The sequence below is a fragment of the Alteromonas sp. CyTr2 genome, assembly GCF_947311905.1.
Taxonomy (GTDB): domain Bacteria; phylum Pseudomonadota; class Gammaproteobacteria; order Enterobacterales; family Alteromonadaceae; genus Alteromonas; species Alteromonas macleodii.
In genome coordinates this window covers 58,221-84,026 of sequence record NZ_CAMZMZ010000005.1, presented here as the reverse complement: position 1 = coordinate 84,026, position 25,806 = coordinate 58,221, and the positions used below count along the sequence as shown (strand labels likewise).

Annotated in this window: 21 protein-coding genes and 2 pseudogenes; 9 read left to right on the top strand and 14 right to left on the bottom strand. The window is 41.3% G+C overall.

Annotation, left to right across the window (positions count from 1 at the left end; genetic code table 11):
* Positions 1 to 135: 135 nt before the first annotated feature.
* From pseB to QME20_RS04875, 6 genes are all read left to right on the top strand, one after another.
* Positions 136 to 1,134 carry a UDP-N-acetylglucosamine 4,6-dehydratase (inverting) gene (pseB, locus tag QME20_RS04900; protein ID WP_239218648.1) on the top strand — a complete coding sequence of 333 codons (999 nt, stop codon included), beginning with the start codon at positions 136 to 138 and terminating at the stop codon, positions 1,132 to 1,134.
* A complete protein-coding gene (pseC, locus tag QME20_RS04895; RefSeq protein ID WP_239218674.1) occupies positions 1,134 to 2,303 on the top strand; it encodes a UDP-4-amino-4,6-dideoxy-N-acetyl-beta-L-altrosamine transaminase in 1,170 nt (389 codons plus the stop codon). Before pseB ends, pseC begins: the two co-directional genes overlap by 1 nt.
* A 73-nt stretch (positions 2,304 to 2,376) precedes the next feature.
* On the top strand, positions 2,377 to 3,078 hold the full coding sequence (gene pseF, locus QME20_RS04890; RefSeq protein WP_239218650.1) for a pseudaminic acid cytidylyltransferase: 702 nt from the start codon (positions 2,377 to 2,379) through the stop codon (positions 3,076 to 3,078).
* Entirely contained in the window at positions 3,015 to 4,139 is a 1,125-nt protein-coding gene (gene pseG, locus QME20_RS04885; protein ID WP_348648741.1) for a UDP-2,4-diacetamido-2,4,6-trideoxy-beta-L-altropyranose hydrolase, read from the top strand. Before pseF ends, pseG begins: the two co-directional genes overlap by 64 nt.
* 8 nt (positions 4,140 to 4,147) lie before the next feature.
* Entirely contained in the window at positions 4,148 to 5,200 is a 1,053-nt protein-coding gene (gene pseI / locus QME20_RS04880; RefSeq protein WP_239218664.1) for a pseudaminic acid synthase, read from the top strand.
* A gap of 25 nt (positions 5,201 to 5,225) precedes the next feature.
* Positions 5,226 to 5,693 (top strand): GNAT family N-acetyltransferase, encoded by a 468-nt coding sequence (locus tag QME20_RS04875; RefSeq protein WP_239218666.1) that lies wholly within the window; start codon positions 5,226 to 5,228, stop codon positions 5,691 to 5,693.
* Positions 5,694 to 5,771: 78 nt separating this feature from the next.
* Here QME20_RS04875 and QME20_RS04870 read toward each other — a convergent pair whose 3' ends face one another.
* Positions 5,772 to 6,383 (bottom strand): pseudaminic acid biosynthesis-associated methylase, encoded by a 612-nt coding sequence (locus tag QME20_RS04870; RefSeq protein WP_239218668.1) that lies wholly within the window; start codon positions 6,381 to 6,383, stop codon positions 5,772 to 5,774.
* A gap of 856 nt (positions 6,384 to 7,239) precedes the next feature.
* Positions 7,240 to 7,425: pseudogene (locus QME20_RS04865) on the bottom strand (hypothetical protein); the annotation flags it as partial.
* A gap of 256 nt (positions 7,426 to 7,681) precedes the next feature.
* Between QME20_RS04865 and QME20_RS04860 the strand changes: the two are divergent.
* Positions 7,682 to 8,392: an IS5 family transposase gene (locus QME20_RS04860; protein ID WP_281715539.1), complete on the top strand. Its 711-nt coding sequence runs from the start codon at positions 7,682 to 7,684 to the stop codon at positions 8,390 to 8,392.
* Between the two features lie 293 nt (positions 8,393 to 8,685).
* On the opposite strand, the gene QME20_RS04855 is transcribed toward QME20_RS04860, so the two are convergent.
* The gene (locus QME20_RS04855; protein WP_281715538.1) at positions 8,686 to 9,711 is read right to left on the bottom strand and encodes an IS110 family transposase; all 1,026 of its coding nucleotides are present in this window, start codon (positions 9,709 to 9,711) and stop codon (positions 8,686 to 8,688) included.
* 169 nt (positions 9,712 to 9,880) lie between these two features.
* On the opposite strand from QME20_RS04855, the pseudogene QME20_RS04850 reads away from it, so the two are divergent.
* Positions 9,881 to 10,361, top strand: a pseudogene (locus tag QME20_RS04850) (transposase).
* 67 nt (positions 10,362 to 10,428) lie between these two features.
* Here QME20_RS04850 and QME20_RS04845 read toward each other — a convergent pair.
* From QME20_RS04845 to QME20_RS04810, 8 genes are all read right to left on the bottom strand, one after another.
* Positions 10,429 to 13,791: a 6-hydroxymethylpterin diphosphokinase MptE-like protein gene (locus QME20_RS04845; protein ID WP_239220422.1), complete on the bottom strand. Its 3,363-nt coding sequence runs from the start codon at positions 13,789 to 13,791 to the stop codon at positions 10,429 to 10,431.
* Between the two features lie 2 nt (positions 13,792 to 13,793).
* Positions 13,794 to 14,024 (bottom strand): hypothetical protein, encoded by a 231-nt coding sequence (locus QME20_RS04840; protein WP_239220421.1) that lies wholly within the window; start codon positions 14,022 to 14,024, stop codon positions 13,794 to 13,796.
* Positions 14,025 to 14,100: 76 nt separating this feature from the next.
* Positions 14,101 to 14,532, bottom strand: coding sequence for a flagellar export chaperone FliS (fliS, locus tag QME20_RS04835; RefSeq protein ID WP_239220420.1), 432 nt, complete (start codon positions 14,530 to 14,532; stop codon positions 14,101 to 14,103).
* Between the two features lie 14 nt (positions 14,533 to 14,546).
* The gene (fliD, locus tag QME20_RS04830; protein ID WP_239220419.1) at positions 14,547 to 15,980 is read right to left on the bottom strand and encodes a flagellar filament capping protein FliD; all 1,434 of its coding nucleotides are present in this window, start codon (positions 15,978 to 15,980) and stop codon (positions 14,547 to 14,549) included.
* 13 nt (positions 15,981 to 15,993) lie between these two features.
* A complete protein-coding gene (locus tag QME20_RS04825; RefSeq protein ID WP_239220418.1) occupies positions 15,994 to 16,461 on the bottom strand; it encodes a flagellar protein FlaG in 468 nt (155 codons plus the stop codon).
* Positions 16,462 to 16,555: 94 nt separating this feature from the next.
* A complete protein-coding gene (locus QME20_RS04820) occupies positions 16,556 to 17,377 on the bottom strand; it encodes a flagellin (protein WP_281715537.1) in 822 nt (273 codons plus the stop codon).
* Positions 17,378 to 18,065: 688 nt separating this feature from the next.
* The gene (locus QME20_RS04815; protein ID WP_239220416.1) at positions 18,066 to 18,890 is read right to left on the bottom strand and encodes a flagellin; all 825 of its coding nucleotides are present in this window, start codon (positions 18,888 to 18,890) and stop codon (positions 18,066 to 18,068) included.
* A gap of 690 nt (positions 18,891 to 19,580) precedes the next feature.
* A complete protein-coding gene (locus QME20_RS04810; RefSeq protein WP_281715536.1) occupies positions 19,581 to 20,402 on the bottom strand; it encodes a flagellin in 822 nt (273 codons plus the stop codon).
* An 874-nt stretch (positions 20,403 to 21,276) separates the two neighbouring features.
* On the opposite strand from QME20_RS04810, the gene QME20_RS04805 reads away from it, so the two are divergent.
* A complete protein-coding gene (locus QME20_RS04805; protein ID WP_281715535.1) occupies positions 21,277 to 21,543 on the top strand; it encodes a hypothetical protein in 267 nt (88 codons plus the stop codon).
* Positions 21,544 to 21,548: 5 nt separating this feature from the next.
* On the opposite strand, the gene flgL is transcribed toward QME20_RS04805, so the two are convergent.
* Genes flgL through flgJ form a run of 3 tightly spaced genes read right to left on the bottom strand, consistent with a single transcriptional unit; the run spans position 21,549 to position 25,789 of the window.
* The gene (flgL, locus tag QME20_RS04800; protein WP_281715546.1) at positions 21,549 to 22,772 is read right to left on the bottom strand and encodes a flagellar hook-associated protein FlgL; all 1,224 of its coding nucleotides are present in this window, start codon (positions 22,770 to 22,772) and stop codon (positions 21,549 to 21,551) included.
* Positions 22,773 to 22,779: 7 nt separating this feature from the next.
* On the bottom strand, positions 22,780 to 24,822 hold the full coding sequence (gene flgK, locus QME20_RS04795) for a flagellar hook-associated protein FlgK (protein ID WP_281715534.1): 2,043 nt from the start codon (positions 24,820 to 24,822) through the stop codon (positions 22,780 to 22,782).
* A 16-nt stretch (positions 24,823 to 24,838) separates the two neighbouring features.
* A complete protein-coding gene (gene flgJ, locus QME20_RS04790) occupies positions 24,839 to 25,789 on the bottom strand; it encodes a flagellar assembly peptidoglycan hydrolase FlgJ (RefSeq protein ID WP_014975878.1) in 951 nt (316 codons plus the stop codon).
* Positions 25,790 to 25,806: the final 17 nt, after the last annotated feature.

Here is a 25,806-nt window from a genome sequence, read left to right as displayed (position 1 = left end):
GGCTTAACGGTATCGTTACTGTTGAGTATTTCACTTTTTTTATTTAAGGAAGACTCGTTAAAAACTAATGGTTTATGGCATTGTTGCCGACACATGATATATTTAAACGATAATCATAAAAATCGTGGGCGATCTATGTTTGACGGCAAGTCTATATTGATAACAGGTGGTACAGGTTCGTTCGGTCATAAATACACCGAAAATTTGTTATCACGCTATAACCCCAAGCGCCTAATTATCTATTCGCGTGACGAGCTAAAACAGTTCGAAATGCAACAGAAATTTAATGCACCCTGCATGCGCTACTTTATCGGTGATGTGCGAGATAAAGACCGCCTTACGCGCGCAATGCAAGGGGTAGACTACGTTATCCATGCTGCAGCCATGAAACAAGTTCCGGCTGCTGAATATAATCCCACGGAGTGCATCCGCACTAATATCGATGGCGCTGAAAACGTTATAAACGCAGCTATTGATAACTCGATAAGCAAAGTTATCGCGCTGTCGACCGACAAAGCAGCTAACCCCGTTAATTTGTACGGTGCGACTAAGCTCGCTTCCGATAAGCTGTTTGTTGCAGCAAATAATATGGTTGGCGCGGGCAGACCTCGATTTTCTGTAGTGAGATACGGAAATGTAGTGGGCTCTAGAGGCTCGGTTGTTCCATTTTTCAATAAGCTCATTGAAGAAGGCACTGACCATATTCCGGTTACGCATAAAGATATGACGCGATTTTGGATAACACTTCAGCAGGGCGTCGACTTTGTTTTGAAGAATTTCGAGCGCATGATGGGTGGCGAAATATTTGTGCCCAAAATACCGTCAATTAGAATTACCGATTTAGCCGAAGCCATGGCACCAGGTGTACCAATTAAGATAGTGGGTATTCGACCTGGCGAGAAACTTCACGAAATGATGTGCCCTGGCGACATGGCCTTTCACACTTTCGAATATGACGATCACTTTGTCATTGCGCCAGCTATCAAATTTTTTAATAGAAGCAACGACTTCAAAACTAACGCTCTCGGTGAAAAGGGAAATTCAGTAGTTGATGGTTTTGAATACGTGTCAGACACAAACTCTCATTTTCTTACGGTAGATGAAATATTGACGTTTGATCAGGAAGGTAAGTGATGATTCCTTATGGCAAACAGCATATAGATGATGAAGATATCAAAGCGGTTGTTGAAACACTAACATCTGATTGGCTTACCCAAGGTCCCAAAGTTCCTCTGTTCGAAGAAGCGATGTCTGAATACTGCGGAGCGAGATATGCTGTTGCTGTTAATAGCGCTACTTCAGCGTTACATTTGGCTTGCTTAGCACTATCGGTGGGAGAAGGGGATCGAGTTTGGACATCCCCTAACTCATTTGTAGCCTCGTCAAACTGCGCTCTTTACTGCAATGCTATCGTCGACTTTGTAGACATTGATCTTGAAACCGGCAACATGTGTATAACTGCGTTAAGAAACAAACTGAGAAAGGCAAAAGAAACAAACACACTACCAAAAGTCTTAATTCCTGTGCATTTTGCAGGGCAATCGTGTGATATGGAGAGTATAGCCACTCTTGCGTCGCACTATGGGTTTCGAGTCATTGAAGATGCATCTCATGCCGTGGGAGCAAAGTACAAAAGTAGCTTAGTAGGTAGTTGTAAATATTCCGACATTTGCGTTTTTAGTTTTCACCCAGTAAAGATCATAACCACCATGGAAGGTGGAATGGCAATGACAAATGATCCAGCACTAGTAGAATCAATGCGGATGGGCAGAAGCCATGGTGTCACTAATGCTAAAGAGTCAATGACGAAACCTTCTCATGGTCCTTGGTATTACCAACAAGTTAGTCTTGGCTATAATTACCGAATGAACGATATTGAGGGAGCGCTAGGGGTTAGCCAAGTCAAAAAGCTCTCAGTATTTATAGAAAAACGGAATTCAATCGCTAAAAGGTACGATGAACTATTCAAGTCTTGCCCGCGAATTCTCCCTCTAATTGTTAGTGGCCAAAGCTACTCTAGCTATCATCTGTATGTCGTTCGTATATTGGATATTAGTCAGGAACAAAAAAAGACAGTTATTGAGCGTCTTAGAAACGCAGGAATCTTCGCACATTTGCACTACATTCCCATTCATACTCAGCCATATTATGAGGCATTAGGATTTAACGCTGGAGACTTTCCTAACGCAGAGCAATATTACCAACAAGCAATCACCTTACCTATGTTTCCAGATTTAACATCTTCACAAGTTGACCTTATTGTCGATAAACTAATCACATTGCTTGACGAACTCGACGAATAATTTTGGCATTATAACTTTGATACCCAAGTGTGTGAGTGTCTGAGATGTTTTTTAAAAGTGAATATCCAAAAAAATGAATATCGCTATAATTCCCGCTAGAGGCGGAAGCAAACGCATTCCAAGGAAAAATATTACTCGCTTTTGCGGAAAACCAATTATTGCTTACTCAATTGAATCTGCAATAAACAGCAAGTTAATAGATAGAGTCATCGTCTCAACCGATGACTCTGAGATCGCAAACGTTGCAAAAGAATATGGAGCCGAAATTCCTTTTATGCGAGATAAATCTCTCGCTGATGATATGACAGGTACCACTCCAGTTATCCGCTCTGCGCTAAGTGACTACATAGCCCTTAAAAATAACGTTGAATACTGTTTATGTCTATATGCTACCGCGCCTTTCGTCACTGCGCAGCTATTAGATCAATCGGTAGAGTTGCTGCAACAAACAAAAGCGGATTACGTGTTTACCGCCCATCGTTTTTCCTTTCCTATACAAAGAGCCTTACTGGAGGATGAAATTGGTAACATCCGGCCCTGTAGCGCTGTAGATATCAACAAGCGTTCTCAGGATCTACCACATGCTTATCATGATGCTGGGCAACTTTATGCTGCGCAAGCATCAACGTGGTTAGACACGTCTAAAGCAATATTTTCCGAACACTCACGAATGTTAAAGCTTCCTTCCCATCTAGTTCAAGATATTGATACATTCGAGGACTGGAAGCGTGCAGAAGTGATGTTCAAAATACTGAAAGAAATGGGAGAGCGCTAATCTTAAAAATTGCTTTTAGAGTGGACGCAAACTCAGAAATAGGCACAGGTCATGTTATGCGATGCCTTACATTAGCCAAGGGCATTCAAAATTTGTTGGACGCATCTGGCACTCTCCATCGCATCACTTTTGTAAACTCTCAAAAATCGACGCTGTTACAAGAACGTTATGGCCCCTGTAACCTCAATCATGAAGTTGTGCAGCATATTGATAGCGATGTTGGGCATGTAGACGCTGATTTATGGATAGTTGATCATTACCAACTAGATGAAACATTCGAACAAAAACTTTCGTTAACTGGCGCAAAAGTGATGGTTATCGATGACTTAGCAAGTCGCCCTCACTATTGTGACTTACTACTGGATGTCAACTTTTTCGATAAAGGTAATAGATACGAAATGTTAGTTCCACCTAAATGCAAAATGCTGCTCGGCCCAGAGTACGCATTATTGCGACAGGAGTTTTATGAACAACCAACTCAGGATTTTATGAAGCGTAATCCAGTACGAGTGCTAGTTTGTTTTGGCGGCAGTGACCCCTCTAACATGACATCTTTAACGCTTGACGCTATCGCGTCGATTAAAGAAGTTCAATTACAGGTCGATATCGTTATTGGAAGTGGCCATCAAGCGAAAAGAGATGTGATAGCTAAGGTCAGTCAAATAAACTTGATTACTAAGCACAACATACGTTTACATATAGATTGTGACCGAATAGCGGAGCTTATGAAAAAAGCGTCGCTAATGGTTGGTGCGGGTGGTTCAATGCACTGGGAACGCTGTATCTCAACGCTCCCAGCTCTCGTTATATGCGTGGCAGAAAACCAAGTTGAAACAACGCGATGTTTATCGAAAGAAAACGTATGCAAATATCTCGGATTTTGGGATCAGGTGTCTGTAACTGACGTTGCAAGAACTCTCGTGTCGTTATTACAATCACCGTCCAAATTAAAGGCCATGTCTGAATGCGCTGGTAATATAGTCCCTCGACACAGTGGTACTCCTTGCGTGAGCAAACACGTTTTGTCACTACTACAGCCTTTATCTTTAGAACAAGCATGAGAGAGAAAGTGAACACCATAAAGATCGGACCATTTAATATAGGTAAAGATGAACCTCCGTTCATTATTGCTGAGTTATCGGGTAACCATAACCAAAACTTAACACTTGCATTAGAAATGGTAGACGCTGCCGCCGACGCAGGTGTTCGTGCTCTTAAACTACAAACCTATACCGCCGACACTATGACTATCGACATTAAGGATAGTGAGTTTTTTATCGATGACAAACAAAGCCTTTGGCAGGGCCGCTCGCTCTATGAGCTGTACGAAAAAGCACATACTCCTTGGAAATGGCATAAAGCGATATTTGAAAGGGCGAAAGAAAGAGGCATGGTTGCATTTAGCACCCCTTTTGATGAAACGTCGGTTGACTTCTTAGAATCACTCGACGTTCCATGCTACAAAATTGCATCATTTGAAAACACGGATCATGAATTAATTGCTAAGGTCGCTAAGACGGGTAAACCGGTAATATTGTCTACCGGCATGGCAAGCCTTACTGAGATAGCCGAGGCTGTAGAGGTACTTGAGCAGAACAATTGTCAGGAGTATATTCTTCTTAAATGCACCAGCCAGTACCCTGCAGATCCGGTAAACGCAAACCTAGCAACACTCCCGCACCTACAGCAATTGTTTAACTGCCAGGTAGGGATATCAGACCATACCACGGGTATTGGTACTGCAATTGCCGCAACAGCTCTCGGTGCAACCGTTATAGAAAAGCACTTTGTAATAGACAGAAATGCGGGCGGTGTAGACGCGGCATTTTCTCTTGAAGCGGATGAGTTTGCTCTCTTAGTCGACGAAACAAAACGTGCACGCGTGGCTATTGGCAAAATTTCATACGGATGCACAGAATCAGAAATACACTCGCGTAAACTTAGGCGAAGCCTTTACATTGTTAAAGATATCAAGAAAGGGGAAATACTCACGCGAGAGAACGTTCGAGCTATTCGGCCAGGTCTTGGTCTGCCAATAAAACACCTTAAACATATCCTTGGAAAGCAGGTGTGTCGGTCAGTAAAGAGAGGCAGTCCTCTTTCATGGAGCATTATCCGATAGTGCCTTATTGGAACGGAAAATACATATGTTGACCCGCTTTGTGACGCGCGATGATGCAGAATACCTGTTTAAGTGGCGCAACGATCCGCACACAATTGCCATGTCGTTAAACTCAATGGCGGTCACTTGGAATGAGCATATTGACTGGCTCCAACATTCCCTTATTGATGAAAAAAAACTGCTTATTTTGTGTTACTTGGAAAATTCCGCCCCTGTTGGGTTTGTTCGTTTTGATGTGCATTACCACTATGCAGAAGTATCGATCAACCTTAATCCACGTTGCAGAGGAAAGGGGTTTGCTAAAAGATGCCTAACGGCGGCGTTAGAGAGATTTCAAAGGGAATTTCGGAAGCCTACACAAATAATAGCGCGTATAAAAATTGACAATGAAGCAAGCCAGCGGCTTTTCACTGGCGCTGGATTTTCATATTTAAGGACACGAGATAACATCGCGTTTTTCATGTTGGACCTCACAGCATGCCCGAAGCTCTAAAAATCACAAAACTTTTAGTATGCTATTACGCCCGAGTATTCAAAACTAAGATTCTCTTCGCTCAACAGCAATGGTGTATTACTTTTCTAAAAGAAACCACGTAATGTCGTCTTGTGGCGCCCAGTTGTCACGCTTATACAGAAAACCATAGTCAACAAGTTTCATTCCATAGCGCTCAATCAGGTCGCCAGCAAAATCTCGCTTAAATAGCTTATCTTGTTCACCCCGATAAGTAATGACGGTAGGAGATGGATTATAATATTCAGCGACAAGAACATAACGACGAGAGTTTTCTACTAAGTTGTCATAAACGCAGTGTAAAAATTCTGGATTTATATGGATAAGCACACCAGCAGTAAATGTCAGATCGAATTTATTGCTGCGTATCTTTTCAAGAATTGACGCCGTAAAAATATCTGCAACACGCTCTTTTTTTGCCTGCTCTGCAGCTTTTTTGTTTATTTCATATCCGGTTAACGACAGGCTGGGCTTAAGCTTTTTAAGAGCAACCAAGTTCAAGCCAATATTACAACCTAATTCAAGGGCAGATGTTACATTGTTAGCCGAACGCAGCATCTTCGACCACATAGCAACCTTGGAATAGAGCAATGATTCAGAGTCGTTTCTATGCCTGTAGCTATCTCCAAACTCACCCGCCCAGAATTGTTCTTGTTCTGTTTTATAGGTCATTGTTTTTCGCCCTATTGATTTTAAATTTCGTTCAGATTTACTGAAACCTTATTTCTTATAGTCGCGTACTAGGATTTGTGCAATGACAAGGTTTGCGCTTTTCATGTGAAACAAAATACTGAATATCTAACCATTAATGCCTTGCTGTTCGATTAAACTCTTCAATATGAGCGTTTTGCGTCGGTTTACCCAACTGAATATACAGCAATGTAATTTGTTGATTATTATCCCAAGCAACTCATTGTTTTGAAGAGTATTTTATGCTTTTTTTAGTCAAATTGTAGCCGTTTTTTCTGGCCATCCAATTATTTGCTCTAACGACCGGATATCACGAGCGCTTGGCATCGTTAAATCCACATCGATCGCGAGTCCTTCGCGATTGTTATCGTCAATAACACTAAACGAACGTATACAACGGCCTCTTGCAAGCTGTCACTTAATAAGCCCACTGACCATGCTAGAGTTGGCATAATCGGCGCTCCAAGCGCATCTGGCTTATCTCATTTAAGCCGTTTTCTTGGCTCAATAAGCAGGTTCAGCTAAAGCTCTTTATAGATGCGATACACACGTTTTAAATTCCATGTGTAGCTTTCACGTTGTGCAACAACAAAAAATATAGCCCCCACCGCTCGTGAGTAGTAGTTAACAGCAATAACTTTTCGGCAATCAATGCATTTTGGCTCGCCTGCTTTGCTACATACCGATAGCCACTTTAACTTAATTCCACGCGAGCACAAGCCAGACGAATACTGCACCGACGCTGCTTGACTAACTTTACACCCATCTCGCTGTTTTGGAATGGCCTTAGGGCTTTCCCTCGATTATTTTGTGGCGAATATCCGCTTTGATACGCTCTTCAGCGTACATTTTTTGATGCGCTTATTTTAGGCAGCTTTTTCATCTGATTCATCATTGAGGTGTCCATGCCACCGTACGTTGAGCGCCAGCTAGAAAACTTTGCGCTACGCATTCCGTGCTCACCAACTAAGTCAGGCACCACCACCGAACCTTCATTTTGTTTAAGAATAGTCATGATTTTGCTTTCGCCGTATTTTGATAGTTATTCGTTCTTGAATTTGATGAAAAGACGTTTCAGCATAAGCTGTCCAAGTTGAAATGGCTGAACAAACAATAAAAAAATCTAATTACCCAGACTAAGGGCTGTTGATCTTTCGTGATTAGTTTTTGACAGGCATGGTAAAGCGTTATAATTCGTTTCGCCAAAAATAAATTAACAACTCAATACCATGCCAAGACTAATGCTAACTGATAAGCGGTGACAAAAGCTACTTCAAGTAATGAAGAGCTCTGGCCTCATTTACAATAAACCAGAACACAGAATGACCTTTGAAGGAATACTTTATCGCCTGAGAACTGGTATCCCTTGGCGAGATTTATCCACAGAGTTTGGTGGCTGGAGTGCTATTTATCGACGCTTCAATTTGTGGTCAAAGAAAGGTCTATTAAATATGTTATTCAATGAGTTAGCAAAACTTGCTGATTATGACTGGGTTTTTGCGGACGGTTCAATTGTTAAAGTCCATCAGCATAGTACAGGTGCTGCGACATCAGATAATGAATGCATAGGTAAGAGCCGAGGTGGTAATTCTACGAAAATCCATTTGGCAGTGGTTAGTGGAGGACTTCCTATATATTTTGAGCTATCGGAAGGCCAAAGAAACGACATTACTCGTGCTCAAAGTTTGGTTGACCATTTGCAAGAAATAAATATTTTCGTCAGCGACAAAGGGTACGATAGTGATTCTTTGCGGGAATATATTGAAGCCAAGGGAGGCACTTCAGTCATACCGAAACGCAATTATGGCCAAGATATAGACAAAAACAGTGTCGATTGGTGCCTTTATAAATATAGGCACTTAGTTGAAAATGCATTCGCACGAATTAAACATTATCGTTCAATATCAACTAGGTATGAAAAATTGGCGAGGAATTATGCCAGTATGGTGTCACTGGCATTTTCAATGATGTGGCTACCTATGCATTGCTGAGCAAAATATGTACAGCAAAGATCAACAGGCCCTAGGGTGTGTATATGGTCTCCCCCGTTATTGCAAGAGTAAACATGCTGTTTTGACTAAAATGGTTTGCGTCCGTATATCCGGCTTCTCGTTGAAGTATTTTCACTTCGAGCCTCGATGAACTTCGCCCATATCGTCCTTATCGTTGACTCGGATTAATAATCCACACGCCCTATCAGGTTTTCGATATGTCGGTTTAACCGTATTGTCATCACGTTATGTTTATTCAGCAATCCTTGGAAGTGAACTGGTTCATTATTAACTTAAGCGGTTGTCAACTCAGGCTGATAATCGCCACCTTGTGCTAGTAGTGCCCAAGCTATTCGGGCCAATTTATTAGCCAGTGCAACCGCGGCTTTGTTTCTCCCCCGCGTTTGCTCTATTCGCTTTATCCATTGAGACAATGGCGTCTCTTTATGTTTACTCACTCGCATGACAGCCCTGGCACCATGAATGAGTAAGGTTCTTAGATAGCTATCTCCACGCTTACTAATCCCTTGTAAATTATGCTTGCCCCCTGAGCTATGTTGTTTGGGTACCAGCCCCAATGATGATGAAACTGCCCGACCATTCTTAAACTCACTGCCATTGCCGATATGTTGATAAAGCGCACTGGCTATAATTGGGCCAACTCCGGGAATACTTTGTAGTCGTCTACAAGCTTCGTGTTGGCTTAGTTGTTTAATTTTCTTTGTATACCAGTTCAGGTGCTCATCCAGCTCTACAAGTTTTTGATAGTGTCGCTCTAACAGTTCTTTGAACAATTCACTCAAACCATTCTCAACCTGCCGGTCAAATAATTCAGGCAGTGATTTATAGACATGACTGATGCCTACCGGAAGGATGATCCCGTACTCATTGAGCACCCCCCGTATTTCATTACTGTTGGCGGTTCTATCCCGCTCACACTTCTTACGCATCACGTGTAATGCCTGAATATCTTGTTGGGTTTGCGTTTTCGTTCGCACAAACCGCATCTCGGGGCGTACTACTGCTTCTGCTATCGCCAGCGCATCATTAAAATCCGTCTTATTACCCCGCACATACGCTTTTACATGCTGTGGTGCGATTTGTTTTACCTGATGGCCATACTTCGCTATTTCTCTTGCCCAATAATGCGCACTGGCACATGACTCAACCCCCACCAAACAGGGTGCTAGCTCACTAAAAAAATGCAGTATCTGAGTTCGTCTCAACATTTTTTTTCGCACAATCTTGCCTGCCTGATTACAGCACACCACATGACTCACACTTTTTGCTAAATCCAGCCCAATCGTTGTAATATCCATCTTGGCCTCTTCACCTTGTTAACTTGATTGTTCAATTCCAAGTTTGGCACATTGCGATGCCGTTTGAGGGGGGAGACCATTCCATCGTTGATCTTTCGTGAGTATTTTTTAATCAGCATGGTAAAGGGTTATAATTTGCTTCGCCAAAAGTAAAGCCATATCCAAAACCATGCCAAGAACAATACTAACTGATATTCGATGGGAACTGCTACTCCAAGTTATGAAAAGTACAGGCCGTATTTACGATAAAACTGAACATCGAATGATATTTGAAATAGTGGAGGATTACCGATTTGTTTCGGCTTATCCGAAGGTCAACGCCACGATGTTGTTCATGCGAATAGTTTGGTTGAACAGCTTGATGAAGTGAACACTGTCGTTTGTGATAAAGGCTATGATAGCGAACCATTCCGCTGTTTTGTTCGTGACCACGGTGGAACACCAGTAATTACTACACGGAATTACGGTCAAGATATTGATAAAAAAGCATGGATTGGTACTTATACAAATACCGACATTTGGTTGAAAATGCATTTGCAAGAATTAAGCAATATCAAGCCATTTCAACTAGATACGATAAGTTAGAGCGAAATTATGCCAGCATGGTATCGCTGGCATTTATGTTAATGTGGCTGCCGATGTATTGTTGAGTAAAATATGTACAGCAAAGATCAACACGCCCTAGACAAAAGTAATTAATATTCACATCAGTAAGATTCAAAAAATTGAAAAGAGATTTTCTTCTCTGATAGAAGGTAAGAACCTGAAACGTTCATCAACACCATTAACCATCTCTTTTTCACTCAAATACTTCCTTGAGAAAGCCGTATAGTAATGGGATTCGTAGCTAATAAACCTCGATAGGCTGGCAAACTCAGTAAGGTGTTCAGACAGAACATTAAATGACCTTTTTTCGAGGAGTTTAGGCACTACAACTTTAACTGACTCACTGCAAGTGGCTGCAAGCAATGCTATAAAAAATACGTAGTTATCTTTATTACCAAAAACTCCGAAGTCGTAATTTTCGTCAATAAAGTACTGAGGAAGGTAGAGAAGTAGTGCATTAGTGTCTCTCTCTAACAAGTTTTTAAAATCTCCTAGACTTGTTACTATTAAACATAATTTTTCTTTTTTTAGCGAGGTAAAGCAATGACCAGCTTTATAAAACTCAATGCGAAGCCTGCCACAGGTTGGTGAAAAGTCGCTGAAATTTATGCCAAGGATGTTTGAAGCTTTCGCTAATGCCGGAGCAGCGCTTTCACTAAAAGCCGCTAATCTATGTCCCTTATAATATTCGGGCCCTTTTATCTGAGCACGCTCTAATGGACAACCCGATATGAAGTCAAGTTCGTAAGGCGCAACTTTCATACTCATACTTGCGTCAGCTAAAAACAACATCCACTGCTCTCTTATTACGTTGAGCAGCTGTAGACATTCCGCATCGTTTGACATATTCAACGCTTTGTTTAACATAGTATTGATGTAGTTTACCGAACCGTGTAAGTAATACATAACAATTGGTTTACCATCTACAAATAGCTCAATAATAGTCTCTCTGTTTTGTATTACCGCTTTCTCTGCGTCATTTCTGCTCTCAAAAGGTACACTCATAACCTCTTCAAGCAAACTAAAACCGTAAAGTAAGTCGCTGTTTTTTATTTCTTGATGAAAACGCTTAGAAAAAACTTCGTTGTCCAGCACTTGATGTGCCGTATTTTCTATCCAGTCGATTACTCTTTTTTTCTTTCGATTGTCGGATAAAATCAACATGTTTTCAGGTACCAACGGAATAGTACCTTTTATTTTGGCACCGTCATTTAAATTGTATACATCGACATCATGAGTGGCATTTTCTAATGCCAGCTCCATAATTGTTTTGGACATTTTAAATTCGTGTTTAGTGTTAACTAATGGCCTAAAATTGCCTTCGACGGTTAAAGATGTATTGTAGACCTTTGTATATTCAATTAATTCTTTCCCATCTTCGAGGTAATAACCGGACTGTTGTGAATGATGGTGTTTTTGGTCGACAAACCCAAGATCGACACCAAAAAGATAAATTTGTTTAAAACCAAGCTCTAGCGCGCAATCAATCGCAAAGTTAGATACTGTAGGATAAGAGTATTTTAACGAGGAAAATTTATGTTCGCTAAACAGAGACTCTATAATAAGCGTTGCAGCCTCTCCCTCTTTTAGGGACAAAAAGGCATTTTTGTACGCTTTTATCACGTCTGGATGAACGCCATTTCCGCTAATTAAGTTAATTTTTTTCAAGTACTCGTTGTCATCTACTCTTATCAACCAGTCATAAGGTGACCTATTTATCTCCAAATCAACATGATAATCAGGCACAATATCGTTTTTATGCAGTACTTGTAATGCTGTGCCACAGCTAATGACTATCGCATTAGCATGCTCTTCTTTCAAAATAGGGATAAGATAATCCAAGGAAGGGCCGTTCCCAACAACAAAAATAGGCACTTCATTCAAGACGCTAGGTGCAATCTCTTTCTTTAACAAATACTTGAAATTGTTTTCAACTGCCCACTTGCTGTGCGAAATTATATATCGAGAATTCTCGAAGTTATCACTTAACCCTATTACCAGTCTTATTTCTTCTCGTAAGTTATTCAGCGTGGGTTCAAGCACATCATTATCATAACTTTTGAACAAAAACATGTTTGCCAAATTATAACTACCTACCCTATCAAACTGGGTGAGAAAGTCCTCCACTAAATTTGAGCCATCGTCGCCAACATTAAGATAAATACTACTCTCGTTGGCATCCATTTTTTCAAGCAATGCTTCCCAATCTATTGAAAATAATGAAGAATAAAAAAAATCTCGATTTGGCTCATAAATAAATAACTTGCCTATTTCATGAGAATCTAACAAGCGCTGTAATTGGTAGCCATTACCAACACCGAAAAGGAGAAGTGATTTAATATCACGGTGCAATATCGTACTTTCTTTAGTGACCTTCTTAAATTTGTCTTGAATTCTCACCGCAGTTCGATAATGAAAATGAGGATAAAGTTTTCCTCCAGAGTAGTTTAATACCAATTCATCTCGACTCGGATTGCCTTTAAACATTGTGTAGATGTTTTCGGACTCTTCTTTACTTTTGTCGCCTAACAAGTAAGTTTTATATTTAAGGTTGAATAAATTTACTTCGCCAGATGAATTAGCAACAACTTCCCAGTTTATAGGGATATAGTTTGAAAACTCTTCCGCTATATCTGGGAAGTACTTTTTAAACGCAGATAAATTATTGGTGAATACTTCATAATTTAAATTTTCACCGCTCCATGATGTATCAGTTACAACTGGTGGCCACTTTGGTAAATAGTCTTCAAACGTCTTCTCGTTTATATGATGTCTTAAATCTCGTCCTATGCGCCAATTATTTGAAGATAGTTCATCTTTAATATCATCAAATTCACTGCTGTGATAATGAAAATAAACCCATAGCGAATTAATACCAAATGCATTATGAAGTTCACTTAAGTCTGCAAACAGCGACTTTCCATTGTTAGGAACTTGAAAATAAAGCGAAACATTTTGGCTCTTTGCAAGGTTAAAAATGATAGGCCAAAACGCAGTGTAAAGTGAGCAAAATAATAAGTCTAAGTTGGGCTCATAAATGATGATGTGTTTTATATCTGCCGACTGCATAAGCGCTAGAATGTGCTGACCTAGCCCGATACCAAATATAATAATAGCTTGTTCGTGAGAAGAGGTTGCGCTACTTATTGCAGAGCCGTCAGGCTGCGTAAGCACAAGTGATTGTGGGGCGGCCAGAAACTGTTCAACATGTTGCGCTACCGACTTTTTGGGATCTTTGCCATAAAATACCGAACCTGAGCTAGACTCAACGATGTCTAATTCACCATCTTTGTTGACAAAAATAGAACTATGCTGAAATGTATGATTTTCAAGCAATTGATAAACAGATGGAACAATACGTTGAAAGCACTTCAAACTTTTAGTGTAGTTTTTTGTTACTACCGGAAGGAGCGCCTCTTCCTTTTCTAACTGTGATTCTTCATCTTCAATGAATAGCTGGATGGCTTTACGCATTATTATTTGTATCTCTCGACCGCTTGCTTCGCTCTTTTGAGCTTTATTACCTCATTTTTTGCATCATTACGCAAACTTGAACTTATTTCTTCAAGTCTTTTATTTCTCTTTAGTTCAAAGGTAACAAACTGCTGTTTAAATTCAGCAGTTATTTTATTCAATTCTCTAATCACTAGCTTGTGTCTTAACACAACTAGTTTCAGTAACAAAGCAGACTGGTCATCATCAGACACTAATGTCGATTCGATTCTATTGTTTATTACACGAAGAAAAACAGGTGTTAGTGAGTGATTGAGGCAGATCGAATGCTCATCGTTCATTTGATGCAGCCAATTCCTTTTGTTGATATGCCTCTAGTTTGGCACTCTCAGGTATAGAAATCCATGCGTCCCTTATTGGTTCTAATAGACTATATGCTTCATCAAGCTTCGCTTTATCGTCATTAAAATGACCTTCATTAACAATTTCGACAATATAGTTGTACAACGCAAAAAGGTTTTCCGCTATTTCCCCACCAACATTCATGTCTAAGGTGTCTCTTAGGTAGATAACAATTGATGTGGCTTTGGTCACAAACTTTGATTTATTAACAAAGTCTTTTCGTTCCATAGCCCCTTTAGCATAGGCAATACGATCCATGGCACCTTGCAACAGTAATAGTGTTAACTTATGCGGGTCAGCTGTTGAGACAGCTTGCTTAACATTATTCTTTTGATAAGCATTTATTCCACGTAACGACATAATAACTCCAGTCTTTAAATAAGTGCTGCAAATAACGCCGAACCTGTTTGGTTCAACTGGGAAATAGTTCTATCCAGGTTCACATACCTTGAACGCACGGTTTGTTCAAAGTTTGTCATTCTGAGTTCTAATGCTTCTCGCGCTGTTTCAACATTGTCTTTTTCATCTTGCGCACTACGCTCTCTGAGACTTATAAGACCGCTAGACGAAGAGTATTGCTCTACCAAGTCGTATAGCCTTACAGCAATACCATTGTTTTCATTGTTGAATAGTGTTGATATATCATCGAAGTTGTCTTCTAGGGCTTCATCTAAGCGTTTTTGACCAGAACCAAGACCAAAGTCCTCAGTTCCTATTTCAAGTCTACCTTCTTCGTTAAGCTCTATCCCTAACTGAAAGAGGCTACTTAGCTCAGAGCCCGAGACCTCTTCACCAACAATCGTACTAATATTCAACTGTAACCCGCGTAATAAAGAATCACCAGCAAGTGGACCATCACTATCTTCAGATGTAGCGCCATAACGTGTCAAGCGCTCTATTTCATCAACAAGCGAGTTGTAACTGCTAATAAAACTCTTGATATCCTCTTCAACGCCCTCTTTATTAAAGCCAATCGTCAAGTTGGTCGCCAGCTGATCTCCGTTACTATTCGATGGAGAGATTTCGTTAACTTTAAAAGAGACATTTTGAATTGTATTCTCAAATTCATTGCTGGCACTTTGCACTTCAATACCATCAACAAATGCAATTGCATTTTGTGCAGATTGGATATTATTGACGTCGATATTGTTTGTTCCGCCAGTGGTAGATAAGCGATCTAACTCGGCATTTCCGCTGTCATTGGTTATGACCAAATTATTACCATCACCCACTTTATCGGACAATATGACTAAACGCGGCCCATCACCAGTACCTGTCTCAATGATGTTTGCCGTTACGCCAAAATTATCCTCTGAATTGTTAATCAGTTCTCGAAGCTCTGTAAGAGTGGTTGTGTCATCAACGTTAATTGTGAAGCTATCGTCAGCACCTATACTAAACGTAAGAGACCCGGTTCCTGAAGATAGCAGCGCATCTGAACTTGATGTAAAAGCGCCAGCATCAGTTGTAATTCTACTGCCCGAGGCTAGTTGCTGAACGACGATTTCATACGACCCGCGTAATGCAGAGTTTGACGCATCAGCGGACAAAACATCATCATCGTCAGAGGGATTAGTTATGGTTGGCTCACGACTATTTAAACTGCTGCCACTGCGAAGCTCATCAACAGCCTTTTGAAAGTCAGACACTTTAGACTTAATCTGCCCCAATGCCGAAATTTCCGCGTCTACAGCTTGCTCTCTCGCATTAAGACGATTTTCTCGAGGCTGCCTCTCAGCTGAAATGAGTTGTCGTACTAAATCATCGAGCGCTAGGCCCGAGCCTACACCTAAAGAACTTATCGACATCTTTCACCTCTTATTAAACCTGATTATTTATCAACACTCCGACACGGCTTCCGACATCTTGCTGTAATTCTTGGATACGTTCTGCAAGCACAAGCAGTTCCTCTGAAGGAATTTGCCTTATTACATCACCAGAATCAGAGTCTAATACAGTAACCACCGAACGTTCAGTATTTTCGTCTATAGAAAACGTTAAGTTGCGATTTTGACCCTGTAGAAATGATTCTACGCGAGATATTGCATCATCCAACTGCATTTCGTTTCCTGCTCTGTTCTCTATATCGGACGTAGCTTGAAGAACTTGAGACAAATTTTGTATTACGTTTCCTTGATTATCAGTACTTTCAGAAACCGATTGTAAACTGCGCTCATTACTGTCGCTTGTTTCATTTTGCTGAACTTGTGGCGATTGAGCTGAAGCTTCAACTCTAGTCGACAAAGCTGCAGCAATAGCCTGACCATCTTGAATATTTTTAATATCCATCGACCAACCTCCTCACTCAAACAACAAAACGGGCGCCCACATAGTAGTAAACACCCGTTGCATTTATATTTAAGTATACTATCTGAAAGTAAACTTAACCAAGTAAAGATAACGCGGCTTGCGGGCGCTGATTTGCCTGGCTTAATACAGAAAGAGACGCCTGCTGAATGATTTGATTTCTTGTCAGGTTGGCGGTCTCTGATGCAAAATCGGTGTCTCTAATTTGCGCTCTTGCAGATGAGATGTTTTCGGAAATATTTCCTAAATTTCGAATTGTAGACTGAAATCTATTTTGAATAGCACCAAGCTCAGCCCTAGTTGAACCTATTCTGGAGATGGCATTATCCACCTCCGTCATAAGTGAAGTAGCACTAGCGGATGTTGTTACATCGGCTGCCAACGATAGGTTAGCGGCACTAAAACCAGTACCTCCTCCGATTGCCACATCAATTGTCTGATTTTCATTGGCACCAACTAAGAAGCTAGAGCTGAAGCTCCCACTCAATAAGGTGCGGCCACCAAAATCAGTATCAGTGCTAATGCGCGTAATTTCGTCTTTAAGTGCAGTCACCTCTTCGTTCAAAGCTGCTCTATCAGCGGTGCTATTTATTCCATTTTGTGCCTGAACAGCCAAAGTACGAATGCGCTGAAGTGCATTCGTGGTTTCTTGTAACGCACCTTCCGCAGTTTGCACAACAGAAACTCCGTCATTCGCATTACGACGAGCTTGATCTAAACCTTGAATTTGCGATGTAAGCCTATCCGAAATCTGCAAGCCCGCAGCATCATCTGCGGCACTGTTGATACGGAAACCTGACGAAAGACGCTCGAACGATGTACTTAACGAGTTGCTCACGTCAAATAACTGACGCTGTGCATTCAATGACGACGCATTAGTATTTACAAATAAAGACATAAATTACCTCCTGGCGACCTGACATACGACTTCGCGTTGTCAAATCCTTTCAGTTTGAGTTGACTCGGTCACTACTCCGTCCCAACTCCCGTTTAAAAGTAAAGCGAATTACCCCTCAACAATGTTATCGACACCGCTCTCAACTTCTTTAGCATTTTTTTGTTATTTTTCTAATCAACTCTTACCTCACTGATTTTTAAGGGGGTTATTACGAGTAATAAATGTTCATTATGAGTCGAGTAACACATTCAAGATTCGATAGGTGTGGCTTTACGCTAACGTATGTTTTTTATAGAGAGCAACAATAGATACCTACACTATTATCGGTACTTGCTTTTTTGAACGGGCAGATGATATTACGCCACCGATTTTAAGTCGAAGTGGTGCGTATTTTGCTAGATTCTATTTGAAGCGGTTGATGCTCAACTAAATTTTCGTTTGGCAGGGTATTTCGGTAACAATTAAAAAAACCGAGACATGATGTCCCGGCCAAATTGCTCTAGTTAGGAGATTGAGCAAACTCTGTTTAAGTCTACAAACAAATATTTATTATGATGAGCTGGCCTCTCAACCAAAACTTCTGATTTATGTTAGTAGGCTATTTTGTATGATGACGGCCTTTATGGCCGTCATTTTCAATTAGGAACGACCTCTCAACTTCTTTTCATTATTTTAGATGCCTACCTTATTAACCGCCTAATAAAGATAATGCAGCTTGGGGACGCTGATTAGCCTGAGACAATATTGTCGTCGTAGCTTGTTGTAATATCTGATTACGGGTCAATTCTGCCGTTTCTGCGGCAAAGTCAGTGTCTCTAATACGCGCTCTTGCCGATGAAACGTTTTCCGAAATATTAGCCAAATTTCTTATTGTAGATTGAAACCTATTTTGTACCGCGCCTAATTCAGCTCTCGTTGAACCTATTCTAGATATAGCATTATCTACGTTCGTCATAAGGGCACTAGCACCAGCGGATGTTGTTACATCGTCTGTCAACGATAGATTAGCTGCACTAAAACCAGTTCCTCCCCCAATACCAACGTCAATTGTCTGATTTTCATTGGCACCGACTAAGAAAGTAGCATTGAAACTTCCACTTAGTATCGTTAAACCACCAAACTCGGTATCTGTGCTAATCCGCGTAATCTCATCTTTGAGTGCAGTTACTTCCTGATTCAAAGCAACTCTATCAGCAGTATTATTAATGCCATTTTGCGCTTGAATAGCCAAAGTACGAATGCGTTGAAGTGCGTTAGTAGTTTCTTGTAATGCGCCCTCAGCCGTTTGTGCGAGGGATATGCCATCATTAGCATTACGCTGTGCCTGATCCAGCCCCTGTATTTGCGAAGTAAGTCTATCAGAAATTTGTAAACCAGCGGCATCGTCTGCTGCACTATTAATACGAAAACCTGATGACAGTCTTTCAAACGCCGTACTTAAGTTATTCCCTGATGTAAACAATTGACGCTGTGCGTTTAGTGACGAAACATTAGTATTTACGAACAGACTCATTTTCTTCTCCTAACTATTTAAAATATTAACGCTATTATTATTATTTTGCGCAATCTTTTTGGTATGATTCATGCTTCAAATTTAATGTCAGAATATTCTGACGTTCTATTGGCACACTACCAATAGAGCTTGCTAAAAAGAGAATATTATTCTCTTTGCTAGCTGGTGAGTTTGTGTACTCAGACATCAAACCTCTCACTACCTCCTGGCTTCACTCTCGCCAGTTAGCAGACTTAGCGCGAATCATCGACTCTTTTTATTCATCGGCTTTTCAAAAAATTACTTTAGATGTTCTTATACTGAAAAACATAAAACCTTAAACATTTGTTTTTTAACGAAAATAAAAAATCAAAAAAGTAATAAAAAGAAGTAGAAAAATAAACATTAACCTTATCTTTTGAACCTTGATAAGAAATATGTAACTTTATCTCCCCTTTGTGATAGTTATCGTCCGACAAGTGAGATTGCTTGAGCTTTTTTTATAAAAAAATACACTTTTTTACTTAGACAGGGTTGGGAGCTGGAGTCGATGTGGTTTTGGGGGGAGAAGCGACGAATACCCACATCTTATTAATATGGCCGACTATGTCGGGCTATCAGTATAATCGATAACTTATAGAAAAAGGCCAGTACATACTACTGACCTTCTTTTGCTAGAGCACTACCTCCTAGCATGACTTATGGGGATTGTTAACCTAGAAGTGATAGCGCCGCTTGAGGTCTCTGGTTAGCCTGAGACAGCACGGTTGTGCTCGCTTGCTGAATGATCTGGTTTCTGGTTAAGTTAGCGGTCTCAGCAGCAAAATCGGTATCTCTTATTTGTGCACGTGCTGCAGACACATTCTCTGATATATTGCTAAGATTTCGGATTGTAGACTGAAATCTATTTTGAATAGCACCAAGCTCAGCCCTAGTTGAACCTATTCTGGAGATGGCATTATCCACCTCCGTCATAAGTGAAGTAGCACTAGCGGATGTTGTTACATCGGCTGCCAACGATAGGTTAGCGGCACTAAAACCAGTACCTCCTCCGATTGCCACATCAATTGTCTGATTTTCATTGGCACCAACTAAGAAACTAGCGTTGAAACTTCCACTCAGTATCGTTAAACCACCAAACTCAGTATCTGTGCTGATCCGTGTGATTTCATCTTTAAGTGCGGTGACTTCTTCATTCAAAGCCACTCTGTCAGCAGTGCTATTGATCCCATTTTGTGCCTGAACGGCAAGAGTACGGATACGCTGAAGTGCATTCGTGGTCTCTTGTAACGCACCTTCCGCAGTTTGTGCAACTGAAATACCATCGTTAGCATTTCGTCTCGCCTGATCTAACCCTTGAATTTGTGAAGTTAAACGATCTGAAATTTGCAGGCCTGCAGCATCATCGGCAGCACTGTTGATGCGGAAGCCTGAAGATAGGCGTTCAAAAGAAGTACTTAGTGAATTTCCAACATCAAAAAGCTGACGCTGGGCATTCAATGAAGATACGTTGGTGTTGACAAATAAAGACATGTTGTCTCTCCTACATTTTGATCCAGCGACGGCTGGCAATCGGGCTAACCGAAATTTTAGTATAAGTAGTCATCAAAACCTGAGGGGTAATTGATGAACTGGCTCTCTCAGAATTTGTATCGACATCAAACAGATTCCCTTTAGGATAAATTACGATATTTTGCCGATAGGCGGTAAGATATTGCCGTAAAGTGACGATAACAACCGACATAACTGATGGGTTTTTCAGGGAGATTTCGCGTGGAATATAGTTTGATGCTGTTCATCATAAAGGGCATATCCAAGCGTGCAACCCATTGCGCTTTCACTGATATAATTGAAAATCCGTTCGACAAAAGTCGTAAAACCTTGATGTGCTTTTACCGACAAGCTACTGACCATGTAGTACTGACGGAGTGATTATTGTATTAACTCTTGATAAAGATTCGTTTCAAGTTCGCAACGGAATATTTATTAGAGAAGATAATTCCGATCTACGAGATCTGGAGTTCTCATAAGATGCCTCTTGTCTCATGCTTACTACCTATGTGAAATCCTTCCTTGATAGTAGTCACAAAAATGGTGACTTTTTTCTCAACCATCGACTATTCTTGGTCTGCAGGGAATAGTCACGGTAGAAGCGGTTGGTGGCCGTGGAACAGTACTTTCTATAATTCAGAATCTTATGGCTTTGCGTAAAATCGACGAGCGAACTCAGTTTCGCTCTATAAGGGCGACCCAACGCGCTCAATGCACGTTCATAAGGCAGAGGCTTTTTGTTTAGATAAACACGACAAAGGTTATCCAAACGAAAGCACAATTTGGTACGTCGAGACCACCATATACCAAATGGCACTGGCATGATTTAGGTATCTATATTGGTAGTCCCGCAGCTGTGGCGTTAAGTGAAAACCTATATATCGTTTCAGGAAGACATGTTGATTGGGGCTCACATCAATTTACAACCAAGGTATGGCTATCTGATAGCGTAACAAAAATGTTTACTGAACTAAAAACGCTGCCAAGCGGAGGAGACACAAGTTATCCTGGCTTGGTGATTGAAGGCGACAACCTTTATGTCTCTTATTACTCCAGCCATATCGACAACGAAGCGAGAGTGTACATGGGACACTTAACCGGCGTTGAAGCATTAACTAATTAACGCCTCTAGATATAGTTAAATAGCGATAAGTTACTAACCTGAGGGAATGTAGCAAGCGCGGCGCTTAATGCCGTTTCTTGCTTTGCGAATTCTGTTGACGCTTCAGCATAATCAACATCTTGAATTGATGAGCGCTGTGCCTTGGCTGCAATTTCCATGTCTAAATTGCTTTCATAAGTACTTTCAGCAATATTTAATCGACTTCCCAGAGAGGCTCGTTCGAGAGAAAGCTTTTCAAGGCCATTGTCTAATCCGACAAGTGCGTCAGCTATCGACTCTTGCAGAGCAGAATTGTCTATAGTGGATTCCATTAAGATAGTTTGGATTTCATGAATGGACTGCGCCATACTTTTTTTCTCTGGTGCATCAAACGATAAGTCGATGCTGTCTCCCAGTGCAGCAGTAGCGTTAAATTCCATTCCTTTTATAGTAAAAGACTGACCAGAGGTATAGGAAACTGAATCGACAACGGTGCCAGTTCCTTGATTAACGAGCTCAGCCTGTCCCGTCGCAAGAAAGTTTATGCGATAATCGTTGTTCGCCGCATTTACCGGATCGTAATTTTTATCGAAAAACGTATCGAACGTTCCCTGTTGCTTTACAGATGCATTATTAACCATTGCTGTACTACTAGGGTCTACTGAAAATTTAAAGCGTGAGATCACATTTTCAAACACTTCGTATCCATTGCTTGTTGACTGAATTTTAGAGCTATTTGAGAGCTGAACAAAGCTTACACCGGCATCACCGGTAAAGGTAATAGCGTTACCTGTCGCTGTGGGGTTATATTCAAACGCCTGATTGCCAGATTGGAAACCCGCATACAAATAATTACCGTCGGCATCTTGAGTATTCATAAGATCAAATATTTCAAGTTTGATTTGTTCTAATTCAGCCCCAATAGCCTTTCTGTCAGGAGAATCTAGAGCACCGCTTCCTGCCTGTATTACTAGCGTTCTCGCACGGTTAATTGAATTAGTAATGTTTGTCAGTACAGCCTCTTGCTGCTCAAGCGAACCTGTTACTAGATCATTGTTGCGCTGAAATTGGGTTAGCTCATCGATTTCTTCAGTTAAACGTAATACTTTTGCCGCACCAACTGGGTCGTCACTCGGAGTGAGAATGCGTTTTCCAGAAGCTAACTGCTCTTGAGTCTTTGCCAAATCGCCCTGATTTTGCATAATCGAGCGCATGTTTTGATCATAAATTTGATTCGTTGATATACGCATCACTCACCTACCTTACCGACTGCAAAATGGTATTAAACAATTCTTGCGCCGTAGACAAAATCCGCGCTGCGGCAGCGTAGCTTTGTTGATACTTTATCAAATTTGCGGCTTCTTCGTCTAAGCTAACGCCAGAGACAGACTCAAACCAATTCTGCGATTGAACCCTCATGGCTTCCGCTGAAGCAAGTGTTACTTTTGCCATCGAGGCATCTTCACCAATTCGGCCAACCATAGATGCATAAGCATCTTGGAAGGTACGTGGTGTATTCGTTGCCTCACTGCTCACTTGCACTGTATTTTCGTTTTGAATAGCCGCTAAATTAAGCGCATTACTGTTATCGTTAAAGCCATCTGTGTTATAGCTGATCGAGAAACTATCCCCAGCTTTTGGCACGCCATCTAAGCTTAAATCAAAACCAGGGGCTGGGCTTATTCCCGCCTGACTAATAAGGTTATTTAAATTTGTTGTTCCTGTAACAGTTGCTATCACTGTACCGCTTCCATCTAATACCTCATAGGTATCTGCAGCCGTAAAGCTAATTTGAGCTGGTGCTGAGTTTAAAAGGCCGCCCGCTCCGTCAAAGGCAGAAGTGCCCACTTCCGTATTTGACACTGTTACATCTACAATATTGGCACTGCCTAAATTTGTGCTATCGGCCCCGGCTCTTACGGGATTAGCAAAAGCCAAATCTTCGGGGCGATTAGTGGCTAGACTTATTTTTGAAGCCACGTCTTTAGTGGGTTGAATTAGAAACTCATTGCCAACGGTGTAAGGGTCACTGCCTGTAAAGTCGATTTCAATGCCACCAGGTAGTTCGTTAAAACCAGCGGTTACAGCAAAGTTTGAAAAAATAATGTCATTACCTGAACCATCTTTTTTCGGTGTGCCATCTGGGTTTAAAAATGTGATTTCTATTTCGCTGGGAACGCCTGCAGCAACTGCCGTCACTTCAATTTTATAATCGGCGTCAGTTAATTCAGCGCCTTTACCCTCGGTAATCTGCGCAGTAACAACATAGTCGCCATTGGTATCTTCGTAGGCTAAGCCTCTGAACGAAGGAATATCGAAAATGTTAGTGCCGATTTGACCGTCTAAATCCATACCCAATTTATTTTGAGTATTCATTGCATCGGCGAAAGCGACGGAGAGCTGACCTACATCACGCATTGTTGGCCCTAACACTTCATTGCGATACTCAAACAACCCACCCAATGCGCCGCCAAGATCACTTTCCAAAATTCGTAATGATGCGTTGTTTTTGGTTTGTGAGCCAAAGTCAGTTTCTAACTTAATTTCTTTCGTCGTTAAATCCGCACTAGAGCTTAACTCAAAAAGATTAAATGCACCGTTTTCAAGAACGAGTGACTCACCTGAGGTCAGGTTAATTGTTACAGCACCATTTTGCGTAGTGCTCTCTTTAACCGTAATACCCATGATAGAAGCAAGCTCGTCGATAGCTTGGTCTCTTTCGTTGAGCAGAGCGCTTGGTTGATCGCTCGTATTGTTACCATTGGCAATAACTATGTTGCGGTTCAAGTCACCAATATTACCAATCAAGGTATTTGCTCGATTCACCATCGACGTGAACTCTAGGTTGAGCTCTTCCTCTTTTTCTAGCATATAATCCGATAACGTTCTCATTCGGTTATACAAAGACTCAGATTTACTCAGTACTTGTTCGCGTGACGCCAAATTGGTTGGGTCATCTGCTGCCGTTTGTAAAGCAGAAAAATACTCACTTAGTCCTTTTGAAATTGAGTTCGCTTCACTTGCCAACAGGTTATCAATGGCCGTAGTTTTACTAGAAAAGGCTTCGAGTTCACCTACCGATGTAATATCACGACGCAGTTGATTTTGAGCAAATACGTTGATGATACGTTCGGTATTGCCGATCTCTACACCGAAGACTTGGCTGTTTTGAAGCTCAGTGCGCTCGCGAACATAGCCTGGCGTGTTGACGTTGGCAATATTGTTACTGGTCGTTTGTAATAGCTTACTACTGGCGTTAACACCACTGGTGGCTAATGAGAATAAATCGACAGAACTCACAATGTAATCTCCAATGCTATGGCATTAACGTGCTGAGACGATCGCTGTTATACACTGCCATTATCTTGCGCGCGTATTCAGGGTCGGTAGCGTAGCCCGCTTCTTGAAGCGCATGGGTATAGCGCGCTGCGTCAGAAGCATTCTCGACAGCATGGCTGTAGCGAGGCTGTGATGTGATAAAGCGTCCATAGTCTTCCATTGCGTCTTCTACTGACGAGTAGGACCTAAAAGCAGCCTTTTGTTTTTGCGGTAGTCCATTGTTAAATTCCAACGTGTCGACTACAGCCTGCTCTCCTTGCCATCCCTTATTTGCTTTGATGCCAAATAAGTTGTGCGAGCTTTCCCCATCCGCTTTATGGATAACAAATTTGCCCCACCCGGTTTCAACCGCGGCTTGGGAAATTATTGCTTTAGGATCCATTCCGTATTTTGCTGCCACTTTCTCAGCTATTGGCATTAGGCTCTCTACAAACTGCTCGGGACTTTCGAACATGGCATCTTTTTGTGCTGACTGGCTGCGAATAGACTGTGAAGAAAGGGCAATATCCTGCGCCTCAGTTACGTTGTACACACGGTTTCTGTTAAGTGATGATAAGTCTCCGTCACTTCTGATTACACTGGCAGGCGTATAGCTATCCTCAGTTTGACCTAACTGTTTAACAATGACATCAGCGAGACCTAAACCGCCACCGGAAGTGAGGTCTGTCGCTAGCTGTTGGTCGTGCATATCACGATAAAACTTAACTTGCTGTGAATTAAATGGGCTATTTTCGTCAGCAAGGGCATCTTGCGCTTTACGCATTGATTTCAACATCATTTGCACAAATATCGCTTCAAACTGCTGGGCAGCTTCTTGCAATACCGTCTCGTCGCCCGACGCAATGGCTTCACGCATTTTGTTTATGCTGCCCATATCGTGGACATTGCGAGCCATATCAAGCTGACTTTTTGTGCTAAGTGATTCCATCGTGCTTATTCCGCTGT